Source organism: Halegenticoccus tardaugens (assembly GCF_004116405.1).
Lineage (GTDB): Archaea > Halobacteriota > Halobacteria > Halobacteriales > Haloferacaceae > Halegenticoccus > Halegenticoccus tardaugens.
Genome location: NZ_SDIC01000002.1, coordinates 387,335 through 399,365 on the forward strand (window position 1 = coordinate 387,335; position 12,031 = coordinate 399,365).

10 protein-coding genes are annotated in these 12,031 nt (G+C 59.7%); 8 read left to right on the top strand and 2 right to left on the bottom strand.

Features of this window, described 5'->3' with window-relative positions; translation table 11 throughout:
- The first annotated feature begins 385 nt into the window (after window positions 1–385).
- A complete protein-coding gene (locus tag C3L37_RS06045; protein ID WP_164974685.1) occupies window positions 386–667 on the top strand; it encodes a geranylgeranylglyceryl/heptaprenylglyceryl phosphate synthase in 282 nt (93 codons plus the stop codon).
- 85 nt (window positions 668–752) lie between these two features.
- On the opposite strand, the gene C3L37_RS06050 is transcribed toward C3L37_RS06045, so the two are convergent.
- Complete coding sequence (locus C3L37_RS06050) at window positions 753–1,496, bottom strand: beta-ketoacyl-ACP reductase (protein WP_129113716.1); 744 nt, start codon at window positions 1,494–1,496, stop codon at window positions 753–755.
- A 291-nt stretch (window positions 1,497–1,787) separates the two neighbouring features.
- Window positions 1,788–2,453, bottom strand: coding sequence for a CHRD domain-containing protein (locus tag C3L37_RS06055; protein WP_228546130.1), 666 nt, complete (start codon window positions 2,451–2,453; stop codon window positions 1,788–1,790).
- 1,472 nt (window positions 2,454–3,925) lie between these two features.
- Here C3L37_RS06055 and C3L37_RS06065 point away from each other — a divergent pair.
- The 7 genes from C3L37_RS06065 (at window position 3,926) to C3L37_RS06095 (ending at window position 12,015) form a co-directional block, all read left to right on the top strand.
- Entirely contained in the window at window positions 3,926–7,480 is a 3,555-nt protein-coding gene (locus C3L37_RS06065; RefSeq protein WP_228546161.1) for a glycoside hydrolase family 97 catalytic domain-containing protein, read from the top strand.
- 273 nt (window positions 7,481–7,753) lie between these two features.
- Window positions 7,754–8,092 (top strand): ArsR/SmtB family transcription factor, encoded by a 339-nt coding sequence (locus C3L37_RS06070; protein ID WP_129113717.1) that lies wholly within the window; start codon window positions 7,754–7,756, stop codon window positions 8,090–8,092.
- On the top strand, window positions 8,089–8,586 hold the full coding sequence (locus C3L37_RS06075; RefSeq protein ID WP_129113718.1) for an SRPBCC domain-containing protein: 498 nt from the start codon (window positions 8,089–8,091) through the stop codon (window positions 8,584–8,586). The genes C3L37_RS06070 and C3L37_RS06075 overlap by 4 nt, the downstream gene beginning before the upstream one ends.
- Before the next feature lie 307 nt (window positions 8,587–8,893).
- A complete protein-coding gene (locus tag C3L37_RS06080) occupies window positions 8,894–9,331 on the top strand; it encodes a DoxX family protein (RefSeq protein ID WP_129113719.1) in 438 nt (145 codons plus the stop codon).
- Between the two features lie 183 nt (window positions 9,332–9,514).
- Window positions 9,515–9,919, top strand: a complete 405-nt coding sequence (locus C3L37_RS06085; RefSeq protein ID WP_129113997.1) for a DUF7522 family protein — start codon at window positions 9,515–9,517, stop codon at window positions 9,917–9,919.
- Between the two features lie 195 nt (window positions 9,920–10,114).
- Window positions 10,115–11,179, top strand: coding sequence for an ATP-binding cassette domain-containing protein (locus C3L37_RS06090; RefSeq protein WP_129113720.1), 1,065 nt, complete (start codon window positions 10,115–10,117; stop codon window positions 11,177–11,179).
- Entirely contained in the window at window positions 11,176–12,015 is an 840-nt protein-coding gene (locus C3L37_RS06095; protein WP_129113721.1) for an ABC transporter permease, read from the top strand. The genes C3L37_RS06090 and C3L37_RS06095 overlap by 4 nt, the downstream gene beginning before the upstream one ends.
- The last annotated feature ends 16 nt before the right edge of the window (window positions 12,016–12,031 follow it).

The window sequence follows — 12,031 nt, forward strand, 5'->3', positions numbered from 1 at the left end:
ACACAGAAACAGGAACCCCCGACCTCACGGACCGAGCGCCGAAGGCGCTCGGTGAGGAAGGGGCCTTACCCGCCTGTAATTCAGGTAATGGCGAGTTCGACATTATGAGTCTATGTGCGCTCATCATTGAGAAGTTGCACCATCTGATCGAGCCACATTTCACCCCCCGGGTGGACTTTATCCAATATATCGTCTGGTAGATCTGGCTTGTTGAACAGAAGAGGCGAGAAATGTGTTTGGTCAAGCACGCCTAGATCGAAATCTGTTCGCCTGAAATCCGTTGGTGCTGGTGTAATCCGTCACGGGTTTAACTTTGAAGGATGACAACAAGCGTTGGGAGAAAATTGGTTGCACACTAGTCTCCTACCAGAGACATGCTGACTCGGTGGCCAGACTGGACGTACATGCGAAGGTTGACCCCGACGAATCACTCCCTGACGGCGACACCTATGCATCATTCCCCGACACAGGCACGGACGCGATCATCATCGGCGGCACCACAACCGTCACAGAACACCCTGTCCACTCACTTCTCGACGGTCGCTCTGCTTCCGGCTTGGAGACCCCTCTCTATATCGAACCAATGTACCGCCTAACCGAACTCCTGGGTGACCGCTTCATGGGCTATCTAATTCCGAGTGTGTTGAATGCAGGCAATATGGCGTGATGTACGGGCGTGCACACGCCGTGGGTGCCCCGCAGACACTATTCAGCGGAAGGCGACGCAGAGCAGAGATTTCGGCCCTCTTCTGTTACCACTCTATGCCACCGTTGACTCCAAGTATTTGCCCAGTCATATACGCAGAATCACGACTCGCGAGAAACCGGACAATCCCCGCAATATCGTCCGGATCGGCGAATCGGTCGAGCGGAATGCGCTGGCGAATCTTCTCCTTGACCTCATCGGAGACCTCTTCCAACATAGCTGTCTTCACAAACCCAGGAGCGACGCAATTAGCGGTTGTATTAAACGAGGCTAATTCGAGCGCAAGTGTCCGTGTCAGGCCAAAGAGGCCGCTTTTGGTCGTCGCGTAGTTTGCCTGGCCATAGTTGCCTTGTTGGCCAACGACGCTTGAGATGTTGATCAGTCGACCGTGATCGGCTTGCTTGAGATCGGAGAAGAACGTGTTCGTGCAGTTATACACACCGCCGAGATTCACGTCCATCACGTGATTCCATTCATCACGTGTCATTTTCTCAAAAATAGTGTCGACGGTGATGCCAGCGTTATTCACTAAGACGTTCGTCGTTCCGAAGGTATTTGTGACCGTCTCATGCATTGCTTCGACTTCGACACCATCGGTGACGTCAGCTTGGACGGCAATGGCGGTCCCACCTTCGCTTTCGATCTGTTCAACTACGTCATAGGCTTCTCCTTCGGAAGAACGATAGTTCACGACGACATTCGCGCCATGACGACCAAGTTCTTCGGCGATCCCGCGGCCAATTCCTCGCGATGAGCCTGTGACCACACAGGTGCGGTTGTCGAGCATCATAGTGGATCTCGTTTGGGTTACTCGGTTCCTCAGGCAGAGGCGGATGTACTCTCCCTACGGTAGTCTCACACCGTTATCCCACGCCTTTCAGTCGACCCTGCTTCCCACCAAGAGGTCCAACCAGCCAGCATAAAAACCTTATAAGCCAGCTACATGACTGAGAACTGTCCTGAAGTGATTCCCAAAAGAAAATCTCCCTCGACGTAACTAAAAAACACCTACACGGTTTCAGGAACAAAATCAGCTCATACATAATCGAGCGCATACCCGCGTCTTCAGGCGCGGTCGCGCTCAGCCCAACGGAATTTGTCGTATCTGGCCGCGGACCTCTCCGTCGGGATACTGCTCTGTGTGGACATTCACGTACGTGTTCCCGTCTCTCATCTCGGAGAGGAGTCTCCCGAGCGGTTCGTTCTCAAGCGGTCCGACGAGCTCTTCGCGGGTCACACCATCCGATAAACTGGTGAGATCGTCTATCGTTACGCCCTCTTCCCGGGGACCGACGAATCTCCCCTCGCCGACTTCTCGACCGAAGAGAAACGCCACCGCGGGGCCGTTTTCCCCCTCCCTTCCGAGGTGAACGTGCGCCTGCGTGACGTTTTCGATCGCGTCGAGAACGAGTACGTACCGAACCTCCCTCGTTTCCCTGGCGCGTTGAAACAGCGCCGTTCCCCGCGCGCTGGTCTCGACCGGCGGTACCTCCTGTGATCCCGTGAGAGCACCGCTGCTGAACACGGGCGGTTGAGCGTCGTCCGCTCCGGGCGTATTCTGCTGACCCGAAACGAGGCCTGCGGTCGCCGCGACCGTCCCGGTTACCGCAAGCGATCGTAAGAACGCGCGCCGAGACGTGACTGACCGATCCGACGGGAAACGTCGATCTCTCATAGCTTTTCTTTGAAGTCTTTTCCTCGTATCCCAATGAAACAGAAGCATCGTTTCGATCAGTTCCGAGCGCACTAGTCGATTAATCGCCCGTGAACCGATACAATATCCGGTTCAAGGCGGCTTGATCGACGTACAACGGCTCGATTATCCTCGCAGTCTAAAACACAGGTGAGCGTTCCCGTATCGCACACAAAAAAGCTGCGAGCCGGTTCCGATCGGTCTCGTCCGCGTTCGTAGCTGAATTGCAGGCGCTAAGCCCCCATCCTCACCGAGCGCCGAAGGGAGCGAGCAGGGTGGGGATACAGCGTCGTCTTTGGTGGTCTTACACGTACGATAGCGTGATAAACTATCCCACGAAAGCGGTACGTGTGCGTGAGAGTAGGAGGAATGGAAGCCCTCAAGGCCTCCCACGCACTGCGCAGTGCGGACACGTAGGCACGGGACAGACCGAATCGACGCCTTCGGAGACTGCGACCGCTGTGGATTCCCGGTGAATCTGCACGTCACGTCGGTGAACAAGGAAGTTCCCACCTCAAGAAGCGAGGGGTAGGTAACCCCGAGCGCCGTAGGTGGGAGTAGTTCACACTTCGGTGCTGTCGTCGTTCTCTTCGCTCTCGTGGTTGTCACTTTCGACGTCGACGTCGTCACTGTCGTCGGCCGTCTCGAAATTGAGGTCGTTTTCGCGGTCTTCGACCCTAAAATCCTCAACGCCGCCGCACAGACGTACCGGACTTGGACGTCGTCGCTTTCGAGCCCCTCACAAATGTCCGGAACTGCTGTGTCTCCCGCGCGGACCGCGAGAAGCCGCACACGCCAGTCGGCATTGTCGGGGTTTGCAATACCGTGCTCCCCCAGCTCCCGGTCGACCGTGAAACTCGTCTTGCTCACGGGGTGGAACTCGTGTGTCAGAACGCGGTCGATAACCTCTCCAACGGATTGTGTCCCCGTCCCATTTCCGTCGTGCTAACTCATACGGTAAGCAAGGGATGACATCACTAGACGGTTGCAGATCCCATTCGGTAACCTACTCACGGAAGGTAACGTTCAATCGGCAATGTGACAAAGTCACTTCAAATAAAAATGGCCCCCAGCAAGAGTTTGGGACCACACAGTTTCCAGAGTATTATACCTCGAATGAACCGCAGGCAGCCTCTTTTCGGGTATATCCACCAAACACCAAATATATTATATTCGTGGTAAAACGGACTTGGCGGGCCCTACGGCACACTCGACCGCAACCCCCTACGGCACGTCCATCGAGATCTTCGCCGACGAAAGCGTTTTAAAAGAGGGTGGGCAATCCGAGTAGCTTCCTGCACGTGAACCAGAGCTCGAGGAAATTAGGAACGCTCCCGCTCCCGTAACGAGAGGTTACCGAATAGAATGTTAACTGTCTTTAGGATAAATTTTAAATGGTCCTATATTCAATACCTACTTGAATGTCATCAAATTTGAAAGATGAAGAACGAGGCGATCAAGACGAACGAGACAGCCAAAACACACAACCTCCGGACGAACTCGGCCGTCGGGGATTCCTCGGGGGAATAGCCGGGGTGGTGACTGCCGCCGCCTATTCAGCTTCAGTCCCGGAGCCGGTAGCGGGCCAGATAGTCAATGATAACGACGCGGCCACACAGATGGTCTCATCACCGGATGACAACATCGAAGTCACAATCGACGTGGCTGGTGGAGTGCCGACGTACACCGTCTCGTACAACGGTACGACGTACCTCGAATCGTCGACGCTGGGATTCGAGTTTCAGAATCAGCCGACGTTTGGCGCGGCGTCAGACGGAAGCAGCGACGTTGATATCACCGTATCCGGCACCGAGAGCGGGATAGCGACCGAGCGCTGGGTGCCGATCTGGGATCAGTACGACGCTATCTCAGAGGAGTACAACTTCCTTCGTGTCGGATTGGTGGAGACCGATGCACCGGGCAGGTCGGCCACCCTCGAGATTCGTGTGTTCGACGATGGGCTGGGTTTCCGATTCGCCTTCGACGAAAGCTTCGCCAGCAACAGTGGTCGGACTGTCATCACGTCGGAGAACACGCAGTTCAACTTCGACGGCGACTACGATGCGTGGTGGATACAAAACGAGTTCGTCAATCCTCGCTTCGAACAGGAATACCAGCGGACCACGCTCAGCGAGGTCGAATCGGGCGTCCGAACCTCCCGTCCGACCGACAACACCATCCGAAACGGGGCGCACACGCCGCTCACCGTCAAGGCCGACAAAAACGCGTACCTGAGCGTCCACGAGGCGAACCTGACGGACTACGCGACGCTGTCGCTGGCCCCGCAATCCGCCGACGGCGGGAGGGAGTTCTCGGCCGAGCTCGCGCCGCTCCCCGACGGAACGAAGGTGTCGACTAAACCACCGATGGTGACCCCCTGGCGGACCGTGCAGGTCGGCGAGCGTCCCGGCGACCTCGTCGAGTCGTCGCTGATACCGCTCCTCAACGACGAGCTGGACGAGTCGGTGCTCCCGACCGGCGGCGGCGAACCCGACACGAGCTGGATCACGCCCCGGAAATACGTCGGTATCTGGTGGACGATGATCGCGGGGAACGCCAACTGGGAGTACAAATCCGACGAGGAGATCGAGGCGGACGGGGACGATCCTGCGGCGTACATCCACGGCGCCCGCACCGAGCGAATGAAGCGGTACATGCGGTTCGCCAGCCGAAACGGCATCGAGAGCGTACTCGTTGAGGGGTGGAACCAGGGATGGGACAGCTACCCAGGCTCGGGCGTGACGCTAGACTTCGACCAGTCGTACCCCGACTTCGACCTGACCGAAGTCACCGACTACGGGCAGTCGCTCACCCCGAGCGTCGAGATGACGGCCCACAACGAGACCGCCGGGAACATCGTCAACTACGAGGACCAGATTCTGAACGACGACATCTTCCGGTACTACGAGGACAACCACATCCGCAGCATCAAGAACGGCTATGTCAACGACGACGGGGTGGGCCACGAGGGAGACGGCGGGACGGCGACCACCAGCCAACACAGCCAGATCGCGATCAACCACCACGAACTGGTCACGCGTCACGCGGCCAGGAACCGACAGCTGCTCGAGCGCCACGAGGCCGACAAACCCACCGGAAAACGCCGCACGTATCCCAACTTGGCGGCCACGGAGACGGTCAAGGCACAGGAGTACGACGGCTTCGACGCGCTCGGCTCGGACGTCGGCACGGAACATCACGTGACGCTGCCGTTCACTCGGATGTTGGCCGGCCCGACGAGCTATCAACCGGGCATCTTCGATATCACCTTCAACGACGACACTGGTGGGCAGATTCAGACGACCAGAGCCAAACAGCTCGCGATGTATCCGAACTACAACGCCGGGCTACAGATGGCCGCCGACCGCATCGAGGCCTACGTCAACCCGGAACTGGCGGTGGGCGAACTCCTGCAGGCGGTCGCCGGCGACCTTGACGGGTTCATCACCGCGGACGACTGGCGCGACGCGTTCGGGACGAACTACGTCGCCGTGGATCCGAACCAATCTCCGTCCGGGTCGTCCGCCTCGTGGACGGTCAAGAACGTCCCCTCGGACGGAACGTACGACCTGCACCTGCGCTACGCCAGCGCGCCCGAGGAGAACGCACCCCGCGTTGTCGAAGCGGGCGCGCCGCAGGCGACGCTCCGGGTGAACGGCAACACCGAGACGATCAATCCGCCGTTCACGGCGTACTGGGACGACTGGCAGGTGTTCACGACGCAGGTCGAACTCACCGAGGGTGAGAACACCGTCGCCGTCGAACTCCGCTACGACGACTCCGGGGAGACGTTCACCGGCGACGTCGGCGGGTTTAACCTCAACACGGTCGCCGTCACCGAGAGCGGCGCGGAGTCGCCGCTTCCGGCCGACTACGAAGGCTATACTCCCGAGAACGAGAACTTCGAGGCGGAGGCAGAGTTCGAGTTCATCGAGAAGATCCCCGCCGGCGGGTGGGACGACACGGTCGTCGTCGACGCCGAGATCGGCGAGTACATCGTCACCGCCCGACGGAAGGGCGTGGAGTGGTACGTCGGTGCGATGACCAACGGAGACGGACGCGCCGTCGACGTCCCGCTAGACTTCCTCAGCCCGAGGAGCGCGACCGGCCGCGATCAGGGCGCTCCGCGGGGCCCGAAGTACGTCGCTGAGATCTACTCTGACGCCAGCGGGACCCGGTACGACGAGGACCCCACGGACGTACGAATCGACGAACTGATCGTCGATCCGAGCACGACCTTCTACTCCTCGATGGCCGCGGGCGGCGGCCAGGCGATCCGGCTACAACCCGTGAGCGGTACCGATGTGACGGACCTCCCCGCCTACGAGCCGCCCGAGCAGAGATACACCGCCTTCGAGGCGCCGGACGTCGCGGTCTCCGAGCAATCGATCACCGTCACGATCGCGGGGACGAACTCCGGGTCGGTCGTCGGGGGCGAACAACTGAGCGTCTTCCTGGACGGCGAGGAGATCACGACCACGTTCGTCCGGCTGGCACCTGGCGAGAGCGAGAGCACCGCTCAGTTCGTGTTACCCTCACTGTCTGCCGGCAACCACGAGATCCGGGTCGGTCGGTCGCTGAACGAGGCGCTCCCCGCTCAGACGATTCGGGTGCTTCCGTCGAAGCCGCTCCCGTCGACGTGGCTGTTCCAGAAAGGCGACGACAAGGCCTGGGCTGCGCCCGGCCACGACGACAGCGGCTGGGAGCGGGTCGAACTGCCCGCCATGTGGGAGGACCACTCCGGATACACAGAGGACGACGTCTTCGGGTGGTACCGGACGACGATCACCATCCCCAAATCCTGGGACGACTACGACGTGGATCTGCTCCTGCAGCTAGGGAAGATCGACGACGTCGATCGGACCTTCTTCAACGGAAAGCCAATCGGTCAGACTGGTAGCTTCCCCGAAGAGGGCTTCGACACCGCGTGGCAGGTGTCCAGAGCGTACTCGGTGCCGTCCGAGAACGTCAATTACGGCGGGGAGAACGTCGTCGCCATCCGCGTCTACGACGCGGGCGGCGGCGGTGGACTCTACGCGGGGCCGCTCGGGCCCGTCCGACCGGATTACGACGGCGTCTGAGGTGATAGTCTCCCACGACTACAATCGTGGGTTTTCTCCTCGGACCTCTGTAAACCACCCCACTACTTCGCTCGCCTAATACGATCTGGTGAGTCATCCAGGTTACGCTTTCCCGTCCGAACGTGCTGAGAGAACCGACTGACAGCGACGTTCGACGTTCCAATCTCGGAGGAAAACACTAAGTCGAACTGTGGGCTTCACCCGCTTCTCAGACGGAATTATCCGAATATTCAACTAAAAGGTTAAATATGGGCGCGTCCTATGTTCAACCAGATGGTTGAGCGACGATCGAACGATCCGGACTTGGACGCGATCTTCGGGGCGTTAGCGAACCCGACGCGTCGGGCTCTCATCGAACAGCTGGCCGGCGGTCCCGAGAGCGTCGGCAACCTAGCGGAGCCCCACGACATGTCCTTAGCAGCCGTGTCAAAGCACATTCAGGTACTCGAAGACGCAGGTCTCATCGAAGTGGAAAAAGACGGTCGCGTGCGTCGATGTCACCTGGATGCCGCACCGCTTTCCGACGCCTTCGGCTGGTTGACCCGGTACCGCGTATTCTGGGAGGACCGGTTCGACGCGCTCGCAGACCATCTGGAGAACGAAAACCGATGACAGACGACAACAGCGAAGGCGGAAAATCGACGACAGACACCCAGACGAACGAGGGACGGAACGTGACCGTGAGTCGCGTGATAGAGGCGCCACCTGACCGGGTCTATAATGCCTTCCTCGATCCCGACGATCTCGCCACGTGGTTACCACCGACCGGCTTTAGCGCCGAAGTCCACAAACTCGAGCCCGAGGAGGGCGGATCATTTCGCATCACGTTCATGGCCGAGAGCGACGAGTTGGAACCGTACTCCCACTCCTTTGGCGGTACCTACCTGGAGCTGAAACCGGGCGAAAAAATCGTTCACACCGACGAGTTCGAGACTGACGATCCGGGTATGGCCGGCGAAATGACCGTCACGATTACGTTCGAGGAAGTGGCCGACGGGACTGAACTCACCGTGGTTCAGGAGGGCATCCCCGAGAACATCCCCGTCGACGACGCCGAGGCGGGTTGGACCGACTCGCTCGAGAACCTCACGCGGTTGGTGTCATAGAACAGTGCCACCATGAACGACATAGTCGTCTCAGAGTTCAAACATGCCGAGGTGCTCGAAAGCTTCGCGCTTCTGCCTGGCCGGGTGACTCATCCGGGTTCGCGACGGTCTGGCTGTCCGCAGCTGGGGAGGTCGGATTCGTCGACACGAAGACGGCCGGTCCGGGTGCGTCCGTATCGTCATATAACTTACATAAAAGAGAGGAGCCGAATTCAGGACAGGGAGCCGCCACAAAGCGCGCATTCGCAGGCAGAAATGAACTGATCAGTGCTGAAGATACTACCCTAACGAAACAAAAGAAATCACCATGATAGCAACTATCCTCCCCCGCTTCCGGAGCGGTAACAGCGAGATACGACGGCAAACTTCGATCAGACACGCTGTACTATGGCTCGTACAAGGAGTGCTTGCACTTGTCTTTCTATTCGCCGGCAGTGTAAAGTTGGTCACGCCGGTTGAGGTGCTTCTGGCGCAGATGCCAGTCCCACTGCCGGGTCTATTCGTGCAGTTTGTCGGTGTAGCCGAGGTCCTCGGCGCATTCGGTTTGATCCTTCCCGGACTCCTCCGTATTCGAGAGGGACTTACGCCGCTGGCCGCCGCAGGGTTAGTGATCATCATGATCGGTGCGACGGTGCTTACCTTGGTAGGCGGTGGGGGCACACTGGCGCTGTTTCCGCTGGTGGTGGGGCTTCTCGCCGCGTTTGTCGCTTACGGTCGCTGGCGGCTACGACCACTGAGCCGCTAACGTCACATCGTAGCCTCTCGGAGTCCAAGATACCCCATCGTATTTTCTCGACCAAGTAGGAATATTCGAGAATTGGACCTGACTCGATGATTGTACCGGCCATACGGGATCGATTCCAGTGAAACTCCGCTTGGAGGTCGGTACGTCGGTATACTATTGGTTTTCGGCGTCGATATGAAAGCCATGGACGACGGCATCATCGACCCCGATTTCTCCGAGGAGTTGATCCGCACCTGTCGGACGACCCTCGGCGATGAACTCCGCAGTATCGCAATTTTCACCGAAGACACGTACGAGCAGGTATACCTTCGCGACGATCTCAAACGCACGGCCGATCTCGTGGGCTTCGCTGAGGAGGAACGGCTGGGCTTTCAAAACCAGAAGGCGTACCGGAACTCCCAGCTCGGGGAGTACCGGGCCACGATTCGAATGTTCGAACGTGGCTACCTCACGCGAGTCATCCAGGGGCCCGTCGGCGTCTGGGTAACGACCGATCAGATGTCGATCGATCGATTCGAAGAGCTGGTCACCGCCCTCAAAGCCATTCTTGCCGACACTGGAGATACCGACGAAGGAGCCGAAGCGTAATTCGTTCTCGATGGGGCGAATTGGGGTCTCCCTGTATACCACCAGCGGCCGAGAAACGGCGCCGAAAGGTGACAATGGATCACTTTCGCTCCGCACATGGCTCTGGTATATGCCCTCACGAGGTGTAAGAGAAGTGAGGAACCGTAGAGCTATGAGCGCCTATACACACACAGAAGAGTCAGTGGAGGCGAGCGCATGAGCAGACGCCAAACTTCAATCGAGGCGAATGGAGAGTACCCGTCGTCGTCGTTACTCTCTGCTGGTCGTGACCGGACTTTCGAGACGTCCACCGATGAACTCGACCTCGCAATCGAAACCAATGATATAAAGAAATCATTCGGAGACACGCGGGCCGTGGACGGTGTTGACCTTCGGATACCCCGAGGCACCGTATACGGACTCTTGGGCCCTAACGGCGCCGGCAAGACCACGACAATTCGGATACTCACGACGCTCCTTCGCCCGGACGCTGGCACCGCGACCATCCTCGGACACGACGTCGTCCAAGACGCAGCCGAAGTCCGCGCAAAGGTGAGTCTCACAGGACAGTACGCCTCCGTCGACGAGGATCTCACCGGGCGTGAGAACCTCGTCCTCGTCGGACGCTTGCTCGGATTCTCCTGGCGCGACGCGAAGAAGCGCGCCGACGAACTGCTTACGGCCTTCGGTCTCGAGGACGCTGCCGCGCGCCAGGTGCGGACGTACTCCGGGGGTATGCGGCGCCGACTCGACATTGCCGCGAGCCTCGTCGTTACGCCCGCCGTACTGTTTCTCGACGAGCCGACGACGGGCCTCGATCCGCGCAGCCGAAATCAGGTCTGGGCCATCATCCGCGCGATCGCCGCTGAGGGAACCACCGTTCTCCTCACGACGCAGTACCTCGACGAGGCCGACCGCCTCGCCGACCGCCTCGCCGTCATCGACAACGGCCGCGTCATCGCCGAGGGCACGAGCCGCGAACTGAAGGCCACCGTGGGCGCCAGCACCCTCCACATCCGACTGCAGGACCCGGAACACCGAGAGGAGGCCGAAACAGTCCTGCAGAACCACCTTGACGTGGCTGTCCACGACGGACCCGACCGGGACGCTCTCTCCGCGAGCATCCCGCACGACCAGGAGGTAGCAGCGGTGCTGACAGCGCTCGCAGACGCCGATATCCGCGTCGCTGAGTTCTCGCTCGGGCAGGCAAGTCTCGACGAAGTCTTCCTCGCTCTCACGGATCGGCCCGCTGAGGACACGACGGAGGAGATGTCCGCATGAGCGGCGAGACCACTCCACCGACCACCGTCGCAGAGGAGGAACTCGGCGATGTCCTCTCGCGGATCGAGCGACCACCCCGCCCCGGACCCGTTTCCGCCTCGATTACCCTCGGCTGGCGGGCGCTCCTAAAGATCAAGCACGTGCCGTTCCAGCTCTTCGACGTCACAGCGTTCCCGCTCATGACCACAGTGCTGTTCACCTTCCTGTTCGGCGGCGCCCTCGCGGGGTCCCCACGCGAATACATCCAATTCCTGCTGCCGGGCATCCTCGTGCAGGCCATCGTCTTCATCACCGTTTACACGGGCGTCGGACTGAACACGGACATCGACAAGGGCCTATTCGACCGCTTCCAGTCGCTCCCGATCTGGCAGCCCGCGCCGCTGGTCGGCGCGCTCCTGGGCGACGTGCTGCGTTACTCGATGGCGGCGTTCATGGTCGTCGGACTCGGTGTCATCCTCGGCTTCCGCCCCAGGGCCGGCATCGTGGGAGTGTTCCTCGCACTCGCGCTCGTGCTCGTCTTCGCGTTCAGTCTATCCTGGATCTGGATCGTTGTCGGGCTTCTCGTCGACACGCCCGAATCCGTCATGACAACGAGCTTCCTCCTGCTCTTCCCGCTCACGTTCGTAAGCAACATCTTCGTCGACCCGGCTACTATGCCGGCGTGGCTCCAGACCGTCGTTCGTCTGAATCCTGTCACGCACCTCGTCGACGCCTCCCGCGGCCTCATGCACGGCGGCGTCGACCTTGCGGACGTGACGTGGGTGCTCGTCGCCTCCGCGGTACTCGTCGCTACGTTCGCGCCGTTATCACTCCACATGTATCACAAAGAACGATAATGGGACGCTTCCGCGA